The organism is Marinovum sp. PR37, assembly GCF_028807375.1.
Lineage (GTDB): Bacteria > Pseudomonadota > Alphaproteobacteria > Rhodobacterales > Rhodobacteraceae > Marinovum > Marinovum algicola.
In genome coordinates, this window is the sequence record NZ_JARAML010000025.1 from 30,563 (window position 1) to 51,891 (window position 21,329).

The following is a 21,329-nucleotide window of genomic DNA, read 5'->3' on the forward strand; positions in this document are numbered from 1 at the left end:
CCGGCCAGGCGGTGTCAGTTCTGGCCGGGCACACGTAGGGTAATGCCCAGCACCAAACCGCGCTCCAGCCGGGGCCGGCGATCCAGTCATAGATCCCCCGGTCACTCGGACAGGGGATGGAAACAGGCGGCTTCGGTTCGCGGACCCACCGGCGACAGGCGCGGCGTCTCGGTCCGGCATCGCTCGGTCGCCCTCGGGCAGCGGGCGGCAAAGGCGCAGCCCGGGGGCGGGTTCAGCGGGTCGGGCAGCTCGGTGCCCTCCGCCTCGGGCGCAGAGAGCGGCCGCCCCACCACCGGCGCGCTGTCGGCCAGCAGCCGGGTATAGGGGTGGCTGGGGTTGGCAAAGACCTCTTCCGCCGGGCCGATTTCGACCACCGCGCCGAAATAGAGCACCGCGATCCGGTCGCTGACTGCCTCGACCACCGCCAGATCGTGGCTGATGAAGAGATAGGTCAGGTCGAAGTCGCGCCGCAGGTCGGCCAGGAGGTTCAGCACCTGGGCCTGGACCGAGACATCGAGCGCCGAGACCGGCTCGTCGAGGATCAGGATGCGCGCCTGGGCCGCGAGCGCGCGGGCAATGCCGATGCGCTGGGCCTGGCCGCCGGAGAATTCATGCGGGTAACGGTCGAGGAATTCCTCGCGCAGGTTCACGCTGTCGAAGATCTCGGAAATGCGGGCGCGGCGCTCGGCGGCGGGCATCCCGTGCAGCCGCTTGAGCGGGGCCTCCATGATCTGGCGGATGGTCTTGCGCGGGTTGAGCGAGGAAATCGGATCCTGAAAGACATACTGGATGCGCTTGCCGAACGCGGCCGGGTCGGCGGTATCGAGCGCGGCGCCCTCGATCTCAATCTGCCCGGTGGTGGGCTCCAGCAGCCCGACCAGCATCCGGGCCAGGGTCGACTTGCCGCAGCCGGATTCGCCGACGATGCCCAGCGTTTCACCCTGATGCACCGTCAGGGACAGCGGATGCACCGCCTTGACCGATCCCTTGGGCCCGCCGAAAAGCCGGCGCCCCACAGGGAAGGTCTTGGACAGGTCTGTGAGCTTCAGCGCCTCGGTCATTGGGCCGCCTCCCGGCTGTCATCGATCGGATGCAGGCAGCGCACCCCATGCCCGCCGGCCCGCGCCAGGGGGATGTGCCCCTGGCGGCAATCCTCCTGCACCCTGGTGCAGCGTTCCGCAAAGGCGCACCCCGGCGGCAGCTTGTTCACCGCTGGCGGCAGTCCCGCGATGGCCTCCAGCCGCCGCTTGCCGCCGCCCAGTTCGGGCACGCAAGCCATCAGTCGGGCGGTATAGGGGTGGCGCGGCGCATCGAGGATTTCGGCGGTCCGCCCCTCTTCGACGATCCGCCCGGCATACATCACCGCCACCCGGTCGCAGAGCTGTGCCACGACGCCGAAATCATGGGTGATGAAGACGATGGCAAGCCCGCGCGAACGCCGCAGGTCGTCGAGGATCGTCAACACCTGCGCCTGCACGGTGACATCCAGCGCGGTGGTCGGCTCGTCGGCGATGATGATATCGGGATCATTGGCCAGCGCCATGGCGATGCCGACCCGCTGGCGCATGCCGCCCGACATCTCGTGCGGATAATCGGAAATGCGCGTCTCGGCATTGGGGATGCGCACCGCCCTGAGCAGGTCCACCGCCTTCGCGCGCCCCTCCGCCTTGCTGATGGGCCGATGGGCGCGGATCGCCTCGATCAGCTGATCGCCGACGCGGTACAGCGGATGCAGCGTGGCCAGCGGATCCTGGAAGATATAGGCGACGTTGCGCCCGCGCATCTCGCGCAGCCGCCGATACGGCGCGCCGATCAGATCTTCGCCATCGTAATATACTGCACCGCCGGTCACCACGCCGGGCGGCGAGGCGACCAGCCCCATGACCGAGAGCGCGGTGACGGATTTGCCCGAACCGCTTTCGCCGATGATGCCGAGGCATTCGCCCTTTTCCACGTGCAGATCGACCCCGCCGACCGCGCGGTAGACCCGATCCTTGACGTGAAATTGCGTCTCCAGCGATTGCACGTCCAGCAGGCCGGCACCCGTCGGCGCGGGCACCGGGGCCTTGCGGTCGACGCGAGTGGCCGCCATCGGCCGCGACAGCGCGCCCGACTTCAGCCGCGGATCAAGCGCGTCGCGCACCCCGTCGCCCAGCAGGTTGATCGCCATCACGATGATCAGGATCATCATCCCCGGCACGATCGAGGTATGCGGGTTGGTGATCAGCGCCGAACGCGCCTCGCCCAGCATCGAGCCCAGGTCGGCCTGCGGCGGCTGGCTGCCGAGCCCGAGAAAGCTCAGCCCCGCGGTTTCCAGGATCATCCAGCCGATGGTGGTGGACATGGCGATGACGATCACCGGCACCACGTTGGGCAGGATCTCCGATAGGATGATCCGGGTGTTCGACAGCCCCGCCAGCCGTGCGGCATCGACAAATTCCTTGTGCGCGATGCCCACGGTGATGCCGCGGATGTTGCGGGCAAAGAACGGCACGTTGACGGCGGCCACCGCGATCAGCGCATTCAGCAGCCCCGGCCCGAGCGCCGCGACGATGGCCAGCGCCAGCAGGATGTAGGGAAAGGCCATCAGCATGTCGACGCCGCGCATGATGACATTGTCGGTGCGGCCGCCGTAATACCCGGCGATGATACCGATCGCAGCGCCGAGTGTGGCGGCGACGATGGCCGCCGCGAACCCCACCGCCAGCGACAGCCGCGTACCCCACATCAGCCGCGACAGCAGATCGCGGCCGAGGTGATCGGTGCCCAGAAACGCATCTGGTGAAAAGATCGGCCGGAAGCGGTTCGACGTGTTGGTCACATCCGGGTCGGCCAGCGGCAGGAGCGGTGTCACCAGCGCCAGCAGTCCGACCAGCAGCAGCACGATGCCGCCGGCCAGCGCCAGCCGGTTGCGGGCGAGAAGCGTCAGGAAGCCGGTCATGTCTTGATCCTCGGGTCGAGCAGGCTCTGCGCCACGTCAACCGCGATATTGAACAGCACGTAACAGGCGGCGACAAAGACCACCCCGCCCTGAACCAGAAGGATGTCGCGCTTCAGGATCGCATCGACCAGCATGCGGCCCACACCGGGCCACTGGAACACGATTTCGATATAGACCGCGCCGGACAGCACGAAACCGGCCTGAATGCCCAGCACCGGGATGATCGCCACCATCGCCGCCTTCAGCGCGTGCCGCCAGATCACGCCACGCTCGTGCACGCCCTTGGCCCGCGCGGTGCGGATGAAATCCTGCCGCAGCACCTCGAGCATGGCCGAGCGCGACAGACGTGCGATCACCCCGGTCGCCACCACCGCCAGCGCCAGCGCCGGCATGGCAAGATGGGTGAGCAGCACGCCGAAGGTGCGATCGCCGTAGATCGGCCACATCCCCGAGACCGGGAACCACCGCAGGTTCACCGCAAAGAACAGGATCATCATCATGCCGAGGAAAAAGGACGGGATCGAGATGCCCAGCAAGACGACAAAGGTGATCGCCTTGTCGGCCAGCCCGTATTGATTGGCCGCCGAGATCACCCCGGCCATGACACCGAAGAAGGAACAGAGCACAAAGGCGGTGCCGGCAAGGACAAGCGTGCCGTTGAACCGTTCCAGCACCTCGTCGAGCACCGGGCGATTGAGCGCGAAGGAGGTGCCGAAATCGCCCTGGAGCATATTGCCGAGCCAAATGAAATATTGCTGCACCAACGGCTTGTCGAGGCCGAGGTCACGGTTCAGCTTTTCGACGTTCTCCGGCGTCGCATAGCTCCCCAGGATGGCGGTCGCCGGATCGCCCGGGATCAGCGCCATGATCAGGAAGACGATCACCGTGATGCCCAGCAGAACCGGGATGGCGGACAGCAGGCGTTTGAGGATGTAGCCGGTCATCGGAACTCCGGGCGGTCAGGGACAGGGCGCAGCGGCGCGCGCCGGGCTTGGCCCGGGGCCTCTTGGCAGGCCCCGGGGGAGGTCCCGGACCAGGTCCGGGACGCGGGGTGCCTCAGTTCTTGGCTACGTCGTCAAGCAGCAGGAAGAACGACGGTTGCAGGGTGAAATTCTCCACTCGGTCGCTGGTCACCGCATTCTGCTTCCAGTTGGCGACAAAGACCCAGGGCGCATCCTCCTGCACGATGGTCTGCATCTCCTTGTAGAGCCGCGCGCGTTCCTCCTGATCGGTGGCGACGCGGGCCGCCTCGAGCAGCTCGTCGACCTTGGGATTGGAGTAATACCCCGAGTTGAAGCCGCCCTTGTCCGGCCAGGCCTCGGTGCGCAGCGCGAGGAAGGGCAGCGTGTCGGGGTCATTGGTCATCCAGGCCATCTCGGCCATGTCGGCCTTGCCTTCAAGGCCGGGGTTCACTTCGCCCAGGAAGGTGTTCCACTCGTAGGTTTCGATGGTGACGTCAAAGCCCACCGCCTCCAGATCGGCCTGGATCGCGGTGCCCATGGCGATGGGGTCGAGCATGCCCGAGCCACCCTCGGTGACATAAAAGGTCAGCTCGGCGCCGTCGGCGCCGGCCTCGGCGATCAGCTCGCGCGCCTTGTCAGGGTCATAGGGATAGGGCTCCAGGCTTTCATTGTAGGCCCAGGCAAAGGCTGGCGGGGTCGGACCGGCGGCGACTTCGGCGGTGCCTTCCAGCACCTCGCTCACCAGCGCCGATTTGTTGACCGCATAGTTTGCCGCCTGCCGCACGCGTCTGTCGGCGAAAGGGCCCTCCTTGGCGTTGAGGATCAGGAACCAGACATGCGGGCCGGCCTGTTCATGCACCGCGTAGCTGTCATCCTGGAATTCGGAGAGCGCGACTGGCGGCACTTCGACCATCAGGTCGATGCCGCCCGCCAGCATCTCGGCGGTGCGGGTGTTGGCATCGGTGATCGGGCGGAACACCACGGCCTGCAATTCCGGCGCGCCGTCCCAGTAATCGGCGTTGGCCTCGACCACCACCGCCTCGTTCGACCGCCATTCGGCAAAGCGGAACGGCCCGGTGCCCGAGGGATTGCGCCCGAAATTCGCGCCATGCTCTTCCACCGCGGCGGGCGAGACGATCAGCCCGGTGGGATAGGCGAGGTTGGACAGGAAAGGCGCGTAAGGCGCGTTCAGCGTGAAACGCACGGTTTGCTCGTCCAGCGCCTCGACGGTCTCGACGGCCGAGAAGAAGAAGGAGAGCGGGAAAGGCCCGGTTTCGTAGAACGGATGGTCCTCGTTCAGCATCCGGTCAAAGTTGAACTTCACCGCTTCGGCGTTGAACGGGCTGCCATCGTGAAAGCGCACGCCCTCGCGCAGGGTGAAGGTATAGACCGTGCCGTCCTCGTTGATCTCCCAATCGGTGGCCAGCGCCGGTTCGACCTCGAGCGTGCCGTCCTTATAGCGCACCAGCCCGTCATAGACGTTCATCAGGATGCGGAAATCGTTGACCGCCGTCACCGCGGCGGGATCAAGCGCCTTGGGTTCGGCGATCTGGCCGACGATGAGAACGCCGGGCGGGGTCTGGGCCTGGGCTCCGCCGGCCAGGCCCAATGTCAGGGCCAGCGCTGTGCCGGCGGCAATGAGCCCCCGGCGGGTGACGTGAAAGACCGACATGTCTGTTTCCTCTCCTGTTGCGTCTTGGCAATTTGCGTTTTGGCTATTTTATCATGATAAATTGCATCTGGCCAAATTTTCATGATAAATTCAAGCGGGCTGTGAAACGGAGACCGTGATGACGATTTCGATCCTCGCTTATGACGAAAAATCGGGCACTTACGGCGGAGCGGCCACCACCGGAAGCCTTTGCGTCGGCGGCTGGGTTCTGCGCGGAGACGGCGAATCGGGCATGTCGGCATCGCAAGGCTCGCTTCCCAGCACCATGTGGGGCAGCGATGTTCTTGACCGTATGCGCGCCGGCACGCCGGCGGACGACGCGGTAGCGCAGATCACCGGGGCCGACAGCGGCCGCGCCGAGCGGCAGCTTTCCGCGCTCGATCCCGCCGGCGGCACTGGCCATTTCACCGGCGCCAACAGCATTGCCACGGCGGGCGGGCGCCGCGCGCGGTCGGTGATCGTGGCCGGCAACCTGTTGGCATCCGAGGCGGTGCTGGACGCCTGCCTCGATGGATTTGCCACCGCCACCGGCGCGCTCGACAACCGGCTTCTGGCAGCCCTGACCGCGGCCGCAATGGCCGGCGGCGACAGTCGCGGGCTCTTGTCGGCGGCATTGCTGGTGGTCGGACGAAGGCGGCCGCCGCTCACCCTGCGGGTGGATTATGCGCCCGCGCCGCTGGAGGCGCTGGCCGAGCTGCACCGCCACGCCACATCCGGCGAATATGCGAACTGGGTCCGACATGTGCCGACGCTGGCCGACCCCGAGCGCGCCACGCCTTATGAGCCGTGATCATTCCGCGATGAACCGTTTCATCACCTCGGCCTCCTGCGCCTCCATCAACCTGCGCGCCATTTCCATATGGCTGCGCATCACTTCCCGGGCGCGGTCGGCATCGCCCTGCCGCAAGGCCTCGATCAGATCGACCTGGTGGTCACGCCCCTGCTGCCAGAGATCGTGGTTGGGGGCCTTGTAGAGCCGCTTGTAGACGGTGAGATCGGTGAGGATCTGCGACATGAAGTTGATGAAGAAGCTGAGCAGCGCGTTCTGGCCGAAATCGGACAACCGCGCATGAAACCGCAACGAGGCCACATGCTGGCGGCGCTCTTCCTCGGCATCCGCCGCCGGGTCGGCATATTCCGCCATGATCGCCTCGAGCTCGGCCAGTTGGCTCTCGGTCAGGCATCCGGCCAGCTTGGCCGCCTGTTCCGGCTCGAGCGCGATGCGAACCTGATAGATGTCGTCGATGCTGACGTCGCGAAAGTAGAAGTAATTCGCCAGAAGCGCATTCGCCCGCTCGCGCGAAACCTCGCCAACGAAACTGCCACCGCCAGGGCCAGTCTTGGTTTCCACAAGGCCCTGCGCCTGCAACAGCCGCATGGCCTCGCGGATCGTGCCCTTGGACATGCCGAACTGCGCGATCAGCTCGGCCTCGCCGGGCAGCCGGTCACCCGGCTTCAATCCGCGCTCGACCACCCAATCCTTGATCGCATCGGCAACGCGCAACGGACGCGAACGGCGGGGCTGTCCCTGGGGCCGGGGCGATCCGGGTGTCATCAAAAAATGCCTCGCTTTTTCCTGTCTGGGCGGGGTATCTGTAATACAAGCCCATTTATCATGATAAATTCAAGGCCGCTATGACCTACGGAGACAAGGCTGCTGCCCGATTGCAGCAAATTGCCAAGGCGTCAACCACGACCGAGGGGGTCACCCGCCTGCCCTGGACCCCGGAACACCGCGTGGCCAGCGATGAAATCGCCGGCTGGATGCAGGCGGCCGGGCTCGACGTGACGCGCGATGCCGCCGGCACGCTTGTCGGCGCCAGCCCGAACCCCGAGGGCAAGCCGGTGCTGCTGATCGGCTCGCACCAGGACAGCGTGCCTTCAGGCGGGGCCTTTGACGGGATCATGGGGATTGCCGTCGGCTGCCTCGCGGCCGAGGCGTTGCGCCACGAGATACCGAAGTTTCCCTTTGCAATCGAGGTGCTGGCCTTCGCCGATGAAGAGGGCGTACGGTTTCCCACAGCGCTGATCGGCCCGCGCGCGCTGGCCGGAACCCTCGATCCCGGCGCATTGGAGATGACCGATACCGACGGCGTCTCGATGCGCGCGGCGATGGCAAGCTTCGGCGTCGAGGCCACGCAGAGCCTTGGCATAGCCCGCGATCCGGCGACGGTTGCCGGATATCTCGAGGCCCATATCGAACAGGGCCCGGTGCTCGAAGCCGAGAACCTCCCGGTGGCTGCGGTCAGCGCGATTTGCGGCATCTCCCGCTTCGAGGTGACGGTCACCGGCACCACCGGCCACGCCGGCACGGTGCCGATGTCCGGCCGGCAGGATGCGCTTGTCGCGGCGTCGCGGATCATTGCCCTGGTCAGCGATGAAGCCATGGCAACAGAGGTTCGCGCCACCGTGGGCAGCATTTCGGTCGGTCCCGGCGCGGTCAATGCGATCCCCTCCCGGGTGCGCTTCACGCTCGAAATCCGCGCAGCCAGCGATGCCACCCGCGCCGCCTTTGAAACCGGGATTCTCGGCCGCGCGCAAGAGATCTGCGCCGCGGCGGGCTGCGAAATCGAGGCCGGCCGCACCTATGTTCAGCCGGCGACGACCTGCGACCCGAGGCTGACAGAGGCGCTGGAACAGGCCATCCGCGACTGCGGCATCAGGCCGATGACAATCCCCTCCGGCGCGACCCACGACGCCTCGGCAATGGCCGATCTCTGTCCGGTGTCGATGCTCTTTGTCCGCTGTCGCGGCGGCGTCAGCCACCGGCCCGACGAATTTGCCAGCGCCGAGGATCTCGATGTGGCGATCACGGTTCTCGAACGCGCCATCCTGCGACTGGCCCGGCAGGGCTGAGACACCGCCGCAGCCCGCTGCCGCGTGCGGTCTACCTCTGCCGCAGACCGGCCTCGTCAAACCGCATCACCTGTGCCGAATCCCAGGCCAGGCCACAGCTCTGGCCCTCGGTCGGGATCGCCAGGCCGGACTCCTGGCGAACGGTGATCTGCTGGCCGTCCCCCGCGCGCAGATGCACCAGCGTCTCGGCCCCCAGGGCTTCGGCGTAGACGACAACCGCCTCGATCCGCCCCTGCTCGGCCAGGCGGACATGCTCGGGGCGGATGCCGATCCGGCCCGCCCTCTCGCCGTCCAGCAAGGCGGCGTCGATGAAATTCGTGGGCGGTGAGCCGATGAACCCGGCCACGAATTCGGTCGCCGGATCGGCATAGACCTCCAGCGGTGCGCCGATCTGATCTGCGACGCCGGCATTCATCACGATCATCCGGTCGGCCAGGGTCATCGCCTCGACCTGATCATGGGTCACGTAAAGCGAGGTCACCCCCAATTCACGCTGCAAGGCCTTGATCTCAAGACGCATCTGCACCCGCAACTTGGCATCGAGGTTCGACAGCGGCTCGTCGAACAGGAAGACGGCGGGCTTGCGCACGATGGCGCGTCCCATGGCGACGCGCTGGCGCTGCCCGCCGGAAAGCTCGCGCGGTTTTCGTTGCAGATAGGGCTCCAGCTGCAAGAGCTTGGCGGCGGTTTGCACCCGCTCGGCGATCTCGGGCTTGGCCACTTTCTGAATCTTCAGCCCATAGGCCATGTTGTCGAAGACCGACATATGCGGATAAAGCGCGTAGTTCTGGAACACCATGGCGATGTCGCGGTCCATCGGCTCGACGTCATTGACCCGCCTGCCGTCGATCCGCACCTCACCCGACGTCGCGGTCTCGAGGCCCGCCACCATGCGCAGCAGCGTCGACTTTCCGCAGCCCGAAGGCCCGACGATGACCACGAATTCGCCATCTGCGATGTCGATGTCGATGCCCTGGATGACCTCGGTCTTGCCGAAGGATTTCTTCAGGTTCTCTAGGGTGACGGTTGCCATTACTTCTCACTTTCGACGAGGCCGCGGATAAAGAGCTTCTGCATGCCGATGACCACGATGACCGGCGGCACCATGGCAAGGATCGACGTCGCCATGATCGTCGGCCAATGGGCAAAATCGTCGCCCGAGGGGAACATCTGCTTGATGCCCATGACGATGGTGTTCATTTCCGGTTCGGTGGTGATCAGAAGCGGCCAGAGGTACTGGTTCCAGCCGTAGATAAAGAGGATGACGAACAATGCGGCGATATTCGTGCGGCTCATCGGCAGCAGGATGTCGAAGAAAAACCGCATCGGCTTGGCGCCATCGACGCGGGCGGCCTCGGCCAGCTCGTCGGGCACGGTCATGAAGAACTGCCGGAACAGAAAGGTCGCGGTCGCCGAAGCGATGAGCGGCAGGATCAGGCCCTGATAGCTGTTCAGCATGCCGAAATTCGCGATCACCTCATAGGTCGGCACGATGCGCACTTCGACCGGCAGCATCAGCGTCAGGAAGATCAGCCAGAAGAACAATTGCCGCCCCGGAAAGCGGAAATAGACGATGGCAAAGGCCGAGAGCAGCGAGATGGCGATCTTGCCAAGCGCGATGCCCATCGCCATGACCAGCGAATTCCACAACATCGTCGCCACCGGCGCATTGATGCCCGAGGTCAGCGCCCTAGCGTAATTCTCGAAAAACTTGTCGCCGGGCAAAAGCGGCATCGGCGGGCGCACGATGTCATGCTGTTCGACGGTCGAGGCAACGAAGGCCAGCCAGATCGGGAAAAAGATGAAGGCGATGCCGACGATCAGCCCGAGATGGGTCAACCAGAGGCCCGTGCCCCGCTTTTCGACCATGCCATGTCGCTCTGCCATCAGTAATGCACCCGTCGCTCGATATATTTGAACTGCACGACCGTCAGGACCGAGACGATCAGCAGCAGGATCACCGATTGCGCCGCCGAAGAGCCGAGATCCTGACCCACGAAGCCATCGGAATAGACCTTGTAGACCAGGATCGTGGTGGCCTGCTGCGGGCCGCCACTGGTGATCGTATGGATCACCCCGAAGGTCTCGAAGAAGGCGTAGATGATGTTCACGACCATTAGGAAGAACGTCGTCGGCGACAGCAGCGGAAAGACGATGGTGCGAAACCGGGTCCAGAAATGCGCGCCGTCGATGGCGGCGGCCTCGATCACCGATTTCGGGATCGCTTGCAGGCCCGCCAGGAAGAACAGGAAATTGTAGCTGATGCGGCCCCAGGCTGAGGCGACGACGACAAGCCCCATCGCCTCGCCCTCGTTCAGCACGTGGTTCCAGTCATAGCCCAGCAGGCCCAGATACCAGGTCACCACGCCGACCCGCGTGTTGAACATGAACAGCCACAGCACGCCGGCCACCGCCGGCGCCACGGCATAGGGCCAGATCAGCAGCGTCCGGTAGGTGCCCGAGCCCTTGATCAGCCGGTCGGCCAGCACCGCGAGATAAAGCGCCACGCCCATCGAAACCAGCGTCACCAGGATGGAAAAGACCGCCGTCGTGACAAAGGAGGCGCGGTAATAGGGATCCGACAGCAGGAACTCGAAATTGCCCAATCCGACCCAGCGCATCGACAATCCGAAAGGATCGGGGATGAACAGCGATTGCCAGATCGCCTGTCCGGCCGGGTAGAAAAAGAAGATCGCGGTGATCGCGATCTGCGGCAGGACCAGCAAAAGCGGCAGCCAGCGGCCCTTGAACGTGACGCGTTTTTCCATCGGTCCTCCTTGCTTCCCCGGACGCCACCGCCCCGGGACCGACCCGGGGCCTCCTCGTCAACCGGGAGGCCCCGGACCGGGGTCCGGGGCGGGCGGGATTGCCGCTAGCGCGAAGCCTGCTCGAAGCGGCGCAGCAGCGCGTTGCCGCGCTCCACCGCCGAATCGAGCGCCGCCTGCGCGTCCTTGTCGCCGGACCAGACCGCTTCCAGCTCCTCGTCGATGATGCCCCGGATCTGGTCAAACGAGCCCAGACGAAGGCCCTTGGAATTGGCCGTCGGCTGCTTGGCCGTCATCTGGGTCACCGCGATATCGGTGCCGGGGTTCTCGTCGTAGAAGCCCTGGCTGCGGGTCAGTTCGCCGGCCTCCGAGGTGATCGGCAGATAGCCGGTGTCCTGGTGCCACTTGGCCTGGATCTCGGGGCTGGACAGGAAATTGAGGAAGGCGGCGACACCCTTGTATTCTTCCTCGGTCTGGCCCTCCATCACCCAGAGCGAGGCGCCGCCGATGATGGTGTTCTGCGGCTCGTCGGTGACCGATTCCCAATAGGGCAGCGGCCGCACCTCGAAATCGAACTCGGCCTCCGCCTTGATCCCGGCATAGCCGGCCGAGCTCTCGGTGAAGAGCGCGCATTCCCCGGCGCGGAAGTTGGCGCCACCCTCGTTGCGGCGGCCGGCATAGATGAACTTGCCGTCCCGCGCCCAGTCGCCCATGGCCGAGATATGCGCCACCTGTGCCGCACCGTTGAAGGCCAGTTCGGTATCGGTGCCGCCAAAGCCGTTGTCCTTGGTGGCGAAAGGCACGTCATGATAGGCGGAGAAGTTCTCGAGATGGATCCAGCTCTGCCAGGCGGTGGTCATCGGACAATCGACCCCGGCCTCCTTGAGCTGGTCCAGCACCGCGCCGACCTGTTCCCAGGTCGACAGATCGGTGTCGGGATCGATCCCCGCCTCTTCCAGTTTGTCGCGGTTGACCCAGAGCACCGGGGTCGACGAGTTGAACGGCAGGGACAGCATGTCGCCGTCGGGCGTGGTGTAATAGCCCTTGACCGAACCGATGTACTTCGACTGGTCGAAATCGGCGCCGGCGTCTGCCATCACCTCATAGACCGGCTTGATCGCGCCCTTGGCGCCCATCATCGTCGCGGTGCCGACCTCGAAAACCATCAGGATGTCGGGCTGTTCCCCCGCCCGGAAGGCGGCGATCCCGGCATTCAGCGTCTCGGAATAGTTGCCCTTGTGCGAGGCCACCACCTGATAGGCGTCCTGAGAGGCGTTGAAGGTCTCGACCTGTTCGGCCACCAACTCGCCCAGGCGTCCGGTGAAGGCATGCCAGAATTCGATCTCGGTCTGGGCCAGAGCCGACTGGGCCGAGCCCAGCACCGCCGCCGCGGCCAATATGCTGATCGTGTGTTTCATCTCTTTCTCCCTAAGTTGAGGTTGTGGCGACTTTTCTCGCCGCGATGCCGCGCATTCTTGTGGCGCGTTGTAAAACAAATATAACATGACGGCCTCATGGCCGCCTCACAATGAAATCCGGCACGATACCGGCGCGCAAAACGGCCTGCTCGGCATCCTGACCGGCGAAAAATCCGAAATCGGTGATCAGCGCCGAAGGCAGGCCGGCGGTCTGGGCGCCGAGGATATCGGTGTGCAGGCTGTCGCCCACCATGACAATGCGGCTGCGGTCGACCTCGCCAAGTCGCGCGAAGGCGAGATCGAAGATATTGCGGAACGGCTTGCCGAAAAATTCCGGCGCTATGCCGGTTTGCTCGGCCAGCCGATGGGCAAAATGGCCGGGTTCCGGGGAGAACCCGGTTTCCCGCGGCGCCACGATATCCGGGTTGCCCACCAGCACCGGGCGGGGGTGCCGCCGCAGGGCCGCTTCGAGCAATTCCTGTCGCGGCTCGGTCCAGACAGCGCTGCCGATCAGCAGGAAACCGTCGACGGCCTCATAGGCGCCCGGATCCTCCTCGAGATAGGTGAGGTGCAATCCCTCCAGATCGCGCAGCCCGGCGCGCGGCGTCGCCATCAGCCCCCAGTGAAGCGCGCGCCGCGCGTCGAGACCGGCCAACAGCGTGGCGCGGCTGGTAATGATGTCTTCGGCAGCGAAATCATAGCCCAGACGGGTGTATTTCTCGATCAGGGCGGCATGGGGGAAACCCGCGGCATTGGAGACCACCAGCACCCGCTTGCCCCGGGCCTTCAACCCGGCGATCCGCTCGGGCGTGCCGGGGATTGCCGCCTCGCCGATGTTCAGCACGCCGAAGGCATCAAGCAGGAAGATGTCGAATTCGTCGGCCAGGTCGTCGAGCGTTTCGCAATGGCGGCAGGCCGGCGCCGCGGTCCGCGCCGGCGGCAGCCGGTGGCGCACGGATTCATAGACTTCAAAGGCCTCTTCTGCCGAGATCGCCATCAAATGATCGCCCCCCGCACCTTGGCCGACACCAGTTCGCTGATCAGCACGGCGACCAGGATCACGATCAGGATCAGGCTGACTTGCGGCCAGGCCAGCACGTTGAGCGAGGCCGAGAGCTGCAAGCCGATGCCCCCTGCCCCCACCAGGCCCAGCACCGTTGATTCGCGGATATTGATGTCCCAGCGAAAGACCGCGATGCCCGCGAAGGCCGGCAAGACCTGCGGCACGATCCCATAGGCCATGACCTGCCAGCGGCTGGCTCCGGTGGCGGTGATGGCCTCGACCTGGCCGGAATCGATTTCCTCGATCGCCTCGTACAGAAGCTTGGCGCAGAAACCGATCGACCGGATGGCGATGGCAATGACCCCGGCAAAGACGCCGGGGCCGATGATCGCGATCAACAGCAGCGCCCAGATCAGCGAGTTGATCGACCGGGTCGAGACGATGATCAGCAGCGCGACCGGCCGGATGAACAGCGCCGACGGCGTGGTGTTGCGCGCCGCTAGAAAGGCCACCGGCACCGCCAGGCAGAGCGCGATCAAGGTGCCAAGGGTGGCTATGTTGAGCGTGTCCCAGATCGGCCGGCCGAGCTGGGTGATGTATTCCCACCGGGGCGGCGTGGCGCGGGTCCAGATGTCATTGGCGATGCGCGGCGCATCCCAGACAAAGAACCACGTGGTCGAGGCCGAGATGATCTGCCAGCAATAGACAAAGACCGCCACGCCGATCAGCCAGCCGAACCAGCGGATCAGGCTGTCGCGCCCGGTTCGCCGGCGCCAGATCTGCGTGCCTGCGCGCTCCAGGACCGGCATTACTGCACCCTCGCGCGGATGATGCCGGAAAGATATTCCAGCGCCATGACGATGCCGATGATCAGGATCAAAATGGCGGCGGCAGTGTCGTACTCGTAGCGGTCGAAGGCGGTGTTCAACGTCGCCCCGATGCCGCCGGCGCCCACCAGCCCCAGAATGGCGCTTTCGCGGAAGTTGATGTCGATCCGGTACATCGACAGCCCCACCAGACGCGGCATGACCTGCGGCTGCACACCGTAGTTGATCCATTGCATCCACCGCGCCCCCGAGGCCCGGATCGCCTCGGCCTGCGCCTTGTCCATCGCCTCGATATCCTCGGCCAGAAGCTTCGACAGGAAACCGATGGTGGCAAAGGACAGGGTCAGGAAGCCGGCCAGCGGGCCGAACCCGAAGATCGCCACCAGAAGGATGGCCACGATGATCTCCTGCAAGGCGCGGCTGATGGCGACGATGCCGCGGCAGATCACATAGACCGGCAGCGGCGCGATATTGCGGGCCGCCCCGAGGCCGATCGGAATGGAAATCGCGATCCCCACCACCGAGGCGGCGACGGTCATCACGATGCTTTCCAGCAGTCCGCTCCAGATGTCACTCCACCGCGAGAGGAAATCCGGGCTGGTAAAGGCCAGAATGAAGGCCCAGCCCCGATCCAGCCCTTCATAAACCCGTCCCCAGTCCACCTCGATGGTCAGGACGGCGGCGATCAGATAGGCGACAAAGCCGAGGCCCAGCCCCCATCGCAACAGCGGATTCCGGACGAAGGCCGGTTTGCGCCAGCCTTTGCCCAGCATGTCGTCAAGTTCCCGGTGGCTCATTCCGCGGCCTCGATCTCTTCGTCCTCGACCTTCTCGATGGTCGCTTCCCAATCCTCCTCGCCATAGATCTCGGTCAGCTTGTCGGGGGTCAGCCCGGTGGGCAGCCCGTCATAGACGATCTCGCCAAGACGCAGCCCGACGACACGTGGCACGAACATCTGCGCCAGCGCCACGTCGTGAATGTTGATGATCGCCGCCAGCCCGCGTTCCTGGCAAAGCTCGGTGATCAGCCGCATGATCTGCCGGCTGGTCTTTGGATCGAGCGAGGCGGTCGGCTCGTCCACCAGCAGCAGCTTGGGCTGCTGGATCAGCGCGCGGCAGATCCCCACCCGCTGGCGCTGACCGCCCGAAAGCTCGTCTGCCCGCTTGTCGGCCATATGCAACAGACCCACCCGATCGAGCAGCCGAAACGCCGCATCGACGTCCGATTGCGGATAGCGGCGCAGGAAGCTGCGCCAGAAGCCGACATAGCCCAGCCGGCCCGACAGCACGTTCTCCATCACCGTCAGACGTTCGACCAAGGCGTATTCCTGGAAAATCATCCCCATCTCGCGCCGCGCCTTGCGCAGCCGGCCCGGGCCGAGCCCGGTGAGATCGACCTCATCCAGCAGCACCGCGCCGCCGGTCGGCTCGACCAACCGGTTGATGCAGCGGATCATCGTCGATTTCCCCGCCCCCGACGGCCCGATCAGCGCCAGAACCTGGCCCTTGGGCACATCGAGATCGATCGCCGTCAGCGCCTGGTCGCCGGTCTTGTATGTCTTGGATAGCTTTTGAAGGCGCAGCATCGCATTCCCCTTGCGCGCTGCGGCGGCCCGGATCCGGGGCCGCCGCCATGTTGCCGGATCACTGGCAGGCGTAGCTGACGTCGTTGGCCGCATCGATCTTGCGGATCACGTCCCAGTATTCCTTGTAGGTGATCGGCAGGAACTGACCTTCGCCGTTCTTCTCGAACTCTTCCTTCAGGCTGGAGCCTTCCCATTCGAAGTTGAAAAAGGCGTCGCGGATCTGCTCCTGCAACTCGGGCTTGAGGTTGTAGACCACGCCGTATCCGGTGGTCGGAAAGGTCTGGGACTTGTAGATCGACACGATCTGATCGGCGCTGACCACGTCGCGTTCGATCATCCGGCCCATGACCGAATTTGCGACGGCGGCGGCCATGTAATCCTTGTTGGCGACACCCAGAACCGAATTGTCGTGTTTGCCCGAGAACACCGGCTCGAAATCCTTTTCCGGCTCCATGCCGTAATCCGCCTTCAGGATGGCCGAGGGCGCCTTGAACCCGGAATTCGACGTCGGCGCGGTAAAGGCGAGCTGCTTGCCCTGGATATCCTCGATCTGCTCGATGCCGCTGCCGGGATAGGTGATGATCTCCATCTCATAGCCGAAACTGCCGTCCGGCGCGGCCATGATGGTAAAGGGGCGGAAGCCGGCGCAGTTCACCGCCAGCGGGTTGGACCCGGTGTTGAAGCCCGCGATATGAAGCCGGCCCGAGCGCATCGCCTCGATCTGGGCGGCATTGTTCTGGACCGGAAAGAAGATCACGTCCTTGCCGGTTTCGGCTTCGAGATGTTCGAGGAAGTCCGCCCAGGCCGTCTTGTAGACCGCCGGATCCTCCACCGGGGTATAGGCAAAGACCAGCGTGTCAGGATCGATCTGCTCCGCCGGATCGGTCGGAATGTCGGCAATCATGTCGTCGTCGGCGTCGCAGTAGCGCGCATCGAGGTCGCCGCGCGGGCACTCCTGGGCCGCAGTCGCCCCGCCAAGGGACATGAGCGCCATGGCCGATGCCCCGATCAATAGTGTGATCTCCGTCTTCATCTTGTCCTCCCTGAGTTACGGCGTTTTTGCCGCGGTTGATATTATCCTTCGTCCGTCGCGATGATCCTGACCTTGGCCGCCTCCAGGGCCGCCAGGAGTGCGCCCGCCGGGGCGGTGTTCACGACAATCGACCGCAGGTCCGACATGTCGCCCACATGGGCCAGCCCCCTGCGTCCGAACTTTTCCGAATCGATCAGGAGATGCCGCTCGCGCGCCCGGTGCAGCATCGTCCTTTTGACCGCCGCAAAGCCGCGCACGGTTTCCGACGGGCCTTCCTCCGAGAACCCGGACGAGCCGATCATGCAGCGGTCGACATTATAACGCGACAAGAATTCCAGGGTCTCGGTGCCGATGACGGCGGATTCGGCGGCAAGGTATTCGCCGGGGCACAGCAGGATCTGCGCGGCCCCGTGGCCAAGGGTCATCGCCACCGGAATCGAATTCGTGATCACCGTGCAGGAGGTGCCGAGATAGGCCAGCGCGCGCGCCATCTCGATCGTGGTCGAGCCGGAATCGATCATCACCGTCTCGCCGTCCTGCACCAGTTCGGCGGCCCGTTTGCCGATCCGCTCCCGCTCCTCGATGCGTGCATTCGCCCGCTCGTCAAGGCTGGGATAATGGCCCTGAGTGGGCGCGGTCGCCCCGCCGTGCGCGCGGGCGACAAGCCCCTCATCGGCCAGCGCGTCGAAGTCGCGCCGCAGGGTCTCGGTCGAGACGTTGAAGCGCTCGGACAATTCGCTGATCCGGACATGCGGGCGCAGTTTCAGCTCCAGCAGGATTTGCCGGCGGCGCTCCTCCTTCTTGAGCCGCCTGCGTCCCCTGACCGGTATCTCTGATGTCGTGCCCGCGTGCGCCATACCACCCCGCCGATTCACTTGCTGTCATCAAAAGTGTGGAGTTTCGGCAGTATATGCAATGAATTTTGTTGCAAAAGCCTCGTTCTGGTGGTGAGATTTTTGCATGGGCAAGGAAATCAAACCGTTGAAAGCGCCTGTTTCGTCCGACACTCGTATGCCTGCGGCCCGGCCGACATGATCCTGCTCGCGGTCAACCTGGCGGCGGCTGTCGCGCTTCTGTTGTGGTCTGTCCGGATGATCCGGACCGGCGCCGAACGCGCCTATCTGCCGGAACTGCGTCGCTGGCTGAAAGAGATGTCGGCGCACCGGCTCTCGGCGGCCGCGGCCGGCATTCCGACGGCGATGATGTTGCAAAGCGCCACCGCCGTGGCACTGATCGGCAGCGGTTTCGCGGCCTCCGGCCTGCTGTCTTCGGGCGCGGCGCTGGCCATGATTCTCGGCGCCGAACTCGGCTCGGCGCTTATGGTGCAGGTGCTTCAGCTCCCGGTCGACAAGGTGGTGCCCCTGATCCTGCTTGTCGGCGTGATCCTGTTTCTCAACGCCCGGTCCCGCAAGGCCAAGCAGACCGGGCGGATCACCATCGGCGTCGCGCTGGTCTTTCTCTCGCTGGGCATGATCCGCCAGGCCACGGCGCCGATCGGAGAGAACGACATCGTGCAGGCGGCGGCCGCCTATTTCGAACGGGATCTGCTCAGCGCATTCGTCATCGGTGCCCTGCTGGCCTGGCTGATGCATTCCAGTCTGGCCGCCGTTCTGACCTTTGCGATGTTCGCGGCAACCGGCCTCGTCGGCACCACCGCGGCCGCGGCGCTGGTCATCGGCGCCAATCTCGGCGGCGCCATGATTGCGGTCGGATTGCTCTGGTCAGAGCGGGGTGTGGCGCGGCAGGTCGCCGTCGCGAACCTCGTGGCGCGCGGCGGCGTGACGCTGGCGGCCTTCGCCCTGCTGGTCTTCGGCGCCTTCGACCTGTCGATGCTGTGGGGCGGGGCAAGCCAGCAGGCGGTCACCTTGCATGTGCTTCTGAACGCCGCTCTGCTGGTTCTGGCCCTGCCGGTCACCGGCCAGCTGGTCGGCCTGGCCGAAACCCTGGTGCCGCAATCGACCGAGGCCGAGGCGGTGACCCGCACCGCGCTGGATCCCGGCGTGCTCGACGAACCGGCCATGGCGCTGGCCTGCGCGCAGCGCGAACTGCTTCGGATGGGCGAAACGGTGCAGGCCATGCTGTCGCCGATCCCGGGGCTGCTGCGCCAATGGGATCAACAGGCGGCGGATCTGATCGAGCTTCGCGAAGATGCCGTCGACCGGATGCATTACGAAACCAAGATCTACCTGTCGCAGCTGCGCGACAAGGACATCCCCCGCGAACAGGCGCGGCGTGCGGTGGAACTGGTCGCCATGGCCAACAGCCTCGAAGAGGCCGCCGACCGCGTCGCGGTCAACCTGTTGACCCTGGCAAAACGGCTGCACGACAAGGCCCATGCCTTCTCGGACGAGGGGCTGCGGGACATCGAGGCCTTTCATGACCAGGTGGCAACGAACACGCGGCTGGCGCTCTCGGTGCTGACCACCGGCGATGCCGAGTCGGCGCGCCAGTTGGTGGCGGAAAAGGATCGCATCCGGCGCGAAGAGCAGAAATTGCAGGAACGCCACCTGACGCGCCTCGGCCAGGGCAACCCGGCCAGTATCGCCACCACAAACGCCCATCAGGAAACCCTGAGGCTGCTGAAACAGGTGAATGCCGCGATCAGCTATGTCGCCTACCCTATCGCCGAGGAAACCGGCGATCTTCTCGCCAGCCGGCTGGCGCGCCCGAAATTCGCGGGGAAGCCGGCATGAGCAAATCCAAGGCCCGCATCGCCAGGCAGATCGCCGCCTTGCCGGTCCATTGGGACAGGAAAGGCCGGTTGCGGGTGCTGATGGTGACCTCTCGCGATACCGGGCGCTGGGTCATGCCCAAGGGCTGGCTGATGGACGGCAAGAAGCCTTGGCGCGCCGCCAAGATCGAAGCGCTGGAAGAGGCCGGCGCCGTCGGCTTCGTCTCCGACAAGGCGCTCGGCCGATACCATTACGAAAAACGCCTGACCGGCGGCGAAAGCGTGCTGTGCCGCGTGACGGTCTATCCGATGGTGGTCGACCGGCTCAAGCGCCGCTGGAAAGAGCGCAAGGAACGCAAACGCCATTGGTTTTCGCCGAACAAGGCGGCCAGGCTGGTGAACGAGGAGGAATTGACCGGCCTTCTGAAACGGCTGGCGGAAGACTCCGGGAAATTGACCGCATTGGAGGAATTGCGGCGGGCTTCGTAGATTCGGGCGGTGAAAGGCCGGAAAAACGGCCAAACCAAACCCAAGGGAGGAAGACATGAAGACATTGACACGTACCGCAGCCCTGTCGCTGATCGCCTATGCCGCGTCGCTGGGGGCGGCACAGGCCGAAAAGCTGACGCTCTACTGTTCGGCGCAGGAAGACTGGTGCCAGCTGATGGCGCGCAGTTTCGAGGATGCCACCGGCATCGACGTCAACATGACACGCAAGTCCAGCGGCGAGACCTTTGCGCAGGTCCGCGCCGAAAGCGCGAACCCCAAGGGCGACGTCTGGTGGGGCGGCACCGGCGATCCGCATTTGCAGGCCGCCGAAGAGGGCCTGACCATGGAATATGTCTCGCCCATGCGCGACCAGTTGCACGACTGGGCGATCTCGCAGGCGGAAAGCGCCGGAAACCGGACCATCGGCATCTACTCTGGCGCGCTGGGTTATGGCTACAACGCCGATCTTGTCGCCGCCAACGACCTGCCCGAACCGGCCTGCTGGAAAGACCTGCTGAAACCCGAGTACAAGGGCCATGTGCAGATGGCCAATCCCAATTCCTCGGGCACGGCCTATACGACGCTGGCCTCGATGGTGCAGATCTTCGGTGAAGACGAGGGCTTCGAGTTCATGAAGGGCCTGCACAAGAACATCAACCAATACACCAAATCCGGCTCGGCCCCGATCAAGGCCGCCGGTCGCGGCGAAAACACCATCGGCATCGTCTTCATGCATGATGCGGTGAAACAGGCGGTCTCGGGCTTCCCGATCAAGGTTGTCGCCCCCTGCGAAGGCACCGGCTACGAAATCGGCTCGATGTCGATCATCGACGGCGCCCGCAACCTGGACGAGGCGAAAAAGTTCTACGACTGGGCGCTCAGCGCCGAGGCGCAGAACCTCGCGCTCGAGGTGAACGCCTTCCAGGTGCCGTCGAACATGGCGGCCGAAACCTCCGAAAGCGCCCCCGACATGAGCCAGATCAAGCTGATCGACTATGACTTCAAGAAATACGGCTCCTCGGACGAACGCAAACGGCTGTTGCAGAAATGGGATGAGGAAGTCTCGGTCCTGCCGCAGTAAGTGAGGGAGGAACCGGAAAAGACCGC

20 protein-coding genes are annotated in these 21,329 nt (G+C 64.9%); 5 read left to right on the top strand and 15 right to left on the bottom strand.

The features are described 5' to 3' along the window. Positions 1 to 101 precede the first annotated feature (101 nt). From PVW49_RS18350 to PVW49_RS18365, 4 genes are all read right to left on the bottom strand, one after another. The gene (locus PVW49_RS18350; protein ID WP_274591247.1) at positions 102 to 1,061 is read right to left on the bottom strand and encodes an ABC transporter ATP-binding protein; all 960 of its coding nucleotides are present in this window, start codon (positions 1,059 to 1,061) and stop codon (positions 102 to 104) included. Further along, a complete protein-coding gene (locus tag PVW49_RS18355; protein ID WP_274591248.1) occupies positions 1,058 to 2,941 on the bottom strand; it encodes a dipeptide/oligopeptide/nickel ABC transporter permease/ATP-binding protein in 1,884 nt (627 codons plus the stop codon). The genes PVW49_RS18350 and PVW49_RS18355 overlap by 4 nt, the downstream gene beginning before the upstream one ends. Beyond that, entirely contained in the window at positions 2,938 to 3,885 is a 948-nt protein-coding gene (locus tag PVW49_RS18360) for an ABC transporter permease (RefSeq protein WP_048534731.1), read from the bottom strand. The genes PVW49_RS18355 and PVW49_RS18360 overlap by 4 nt, the downstream gene beginning before the upstream one ends. A gap of 112 nt (positions 3,886 to 3,997) precedes the next feature. After that, positions 3,998 to 5,575 carry an ABC transporter substrate-binding protein gene (locus PVW49_RS18365; RefSeq protein WP_274591249.1) on the bottom strand — a complete coding sequence of 526 codons (1,578 nt, stop codon included), beginning with the start codon at positions 5,573 to 5,575 and terminating at the stop codon, positions 3,998 to 4,000. Positions 5,576 to 5,693: 118 nt separating this feature from the next. Between PVW49_RS18365 and PVW49_RS18370 the strand changes: the two genes are divergently transcribed. Then, the gene (locus PVW49_RS18370) at positions 5,694 to 6,365 is read left to right on the top strand and encodes a DUF1028 domain-containing protein (protein ID WP_274591250.1); all 672 of its coding nucleotides are present in this window, start codon (positions 5,694 to 5,696) and stop codon (positions 6,363 to 6,365) included. On the opposite strand, the gene PVW49_RS18375 is transcribed toward PVW49_RS18370, so the two are convergent. Then, a complete protein-coding gene (locus PVW49_RS18375) occupies positions 6,366 to 7,130 on the bottom strand; it encodes a FadR/GntR family transcriptional regulator (protein WP_048534725.1) in 765 nt (254 codons plus the stop codon). Positions 7,131 to 7,210: 80 nt separating this feature from the next. Between PVW49_RS18375 and PVW49_RS18380 the strand changes: the two genes are divergently transcribed. After that, positions 7,211 to 8,431 carry a M20 family metallo-hydrolase gene (locus PVW49_RS18380; protein ID WP_274591251.1) on the top strand — a complete coding sequence of 407 codons (1,221 nt, stop codon included), beginning with the start codon at positions 7,211 to 7,213 and terminating at the stop codon, positions 8,429 to 8,431. A gap of 31 nt (positions 8,432 to 8,462) precedes the next feature. On the opposite strand, the gene PVW49_RS18385 is transcribed toward PVW49_RS18380, so the two are convergent. The 10 genes from PVW49_RS18385 to PVW49_RS18430 form a co-directional block, all read right to left on the bottom strand. Then, positions 8,463 to 9,464 (bottom strand): ABC transporter ATP-binding protein, encoded by a 1,002-nt coding sequence (locus PVW49_RS18385; RefSeq protein ID WP_274591252.1) that lies wholly within the window; start codon positions 9,462 to 9,464, stop codon positions 8,463 to 8,465. Next, on the bottom strand, positions 9,464 to 10,300 hold the full coding sequence (ugpE, locus tag PVW49_RS18390) for a sn-glycerol-3-phosphate ABC transporter permease UgpE (RefSeq protein ID WP_048534719.1): 837 nt from the start codon (positions 10,298 to 10,300) through the stop codon (positions 9,464 to 9,466). Before ugpE ends, PVW49_RS18385 begins: the two co-directional genes overlap by 1 nt. A gap of 17 nt (positions 10,301 to 10,317) precedes the next feature. Next, a complete protein-coding gene (ugpA, locus tag PVW49_RS18395; RefSeq protein WP_048534717.1) occupies positions 10,318 to 11,199 on the bottom strand; it encodes a sn-glycerol-3-phosphate ABC transporter permease UgpA in 882 nt (293 codons plus the stop codon). A 104-nt stretch (positions 11,200 to 11,303) separates the two neighbouring features. After that, positions 11,304 to 12,614, bottom strand: a complete 1,311-nt coding sequence (gene ugpB / locus PVW49_RS18400) for a sn-glycerol-3-phosphate ABC transporter substrate-binding protein UgpB (protein ID WP_074838136.1) — start codon at positions 12,612 to 12,614, stop codon at positions 11,304 to 11,306. Between the two features lie 94 nt (positions 12,615 to 12,708). Beyond that, entirely contained in the window at positions 12,709 to 13,611 is a 903-nt protein-coding gene (locus PVW49_RS18405) for an HAD-IIA family hydrolase (protein WP_074838138.1), read from the bottom strand. Further along, positions 13,611 to 14,426 (bottom strand): phosphonate ABC transporter, permease protein PhnE, encoded by an 816-nt coding sequence (gene phnE, locus PVW49_RS18410; RefSeq protein WP_274591253.1) that lies wholly within the window; start codon positions 14,424 to 14,426, stop codon positions 13,611 to 13,613. Before phnE (PVW49_RS18410) ends, PVW49_RS18405 begins: the two co-directional genes overlap by 1 nt. Then, on the bottom strand, positions 14,426 to 15,241 hold the full coding sequence (phnE, locus tag PVW49_RS18415) for a phosphonate ABC transporter, permease protein PhnE (protein WP_048534711.1): 816 nt from the start codon (positions 15,239 to 15,241) through the stop codon (positions 14,426 to 14,428). The genes phnE (PVW49_RS18410) and phnE (PVW49_RS18415) overlap by 1 nt, the downstream gene beginning before the upstream one ends. Beyond that, positions 15,238 to 16,029, bottom strand: a complete 792-nt coding sequence (gene phnC, locus PVW49_RS18420) for a phosphonate ABC transporter ATP-binding protein (RefSeq protein WP_048534710.1) — start codon at positions 16,027 to 16,029, stop codon at positions 15,238 to 15,240. Before phnC ends, phnE (PVW49_RS18415) begins: the two co-directional genes overlap by 4 nt. Before the next feature lie 58 nt (positions 16,030 to 16,087). Next, the gene (phnD, locus tag PVW49_RS18425; RefSeq protein WP_274591254.1) at positions 16,088 to 17,062 is read right to left on the bottom strand and encodes a phosphate/phosphite/phosphonate ABC transporter substrate-binding protein; all 975 of its coding nucleotides are present in this window, start codon (positions 17,060 to 17,062) and stop codon (positions 16,088 to 16,090) included. Between the two features lie 41 nt (positions 17,063 to 17,103). Then, positions 17,104 to 17,919 carry a DeoR/GlpR family DNA-binding transcription regulator gene (locus tag PVW49_RS18430; protein ID WP_074838143.1) on the bottom strand — a complete coding sequence of 272 codons (816 nt, stop codon included), beginning with the start codon at positions 17,917 to 17,919 and terminating at the stop codon, positions 17,104 to 17,106. 174 nt (positions 17,920 to 18,093) lie between these two features. Here PVW49_RS18430 and PVW49_RS18435 point away from each other — a divergent pair, with 174 nt between their 5' ends. The 3 genes from PVW49_RS18435 to PVW49_RS18445 are packed head-to-tail and all read left to right on the top strand — an operon-like array spanning position 18,094 to position 21,303. Beyond that, positions 18,094 to 19,755: a Na/Pi cotransporter family protein gene (locus PVW49_RS18435; RefSeq protein ID WP_048534704.1), complete on the top strand. Its 1,662-nt coding sequence runs from the start codon at positions 18,094 to 18,096 to the stop codon at positions 19,753 to 19,755. Then, complete coding sequence (locus tag PVW49_RS18440; protein ID WP_048534703.1) at positions 19,752 to 20,222, top strand: NUDIX hydrolase; 471 nt, start codon at positions 19,752 to 19,754, stop codon at positions 20,220 to 20,222. Before PVW49_RS18435 ends, PVW49_RS18440 begins: the two co-directional genes overlap by 4 nt. Before the next feature lie 55 nt (positions 20,223 to 20,277). Then, positions 20,278 to 21,303: an ABC transporter substrate-binding protein gene (locus PVW49_RS18445; RefSeq protein WP_048534702.1), complete on the top strand. Its 1,026-nt coding sequence runs from the start codon at positions 20,278 to 20,280 to the stop codon at positions 21,301 to 21,303. The last annotated feature ends 26 nt before the right edge of the window (positions 21,304 to 21,329 follow it).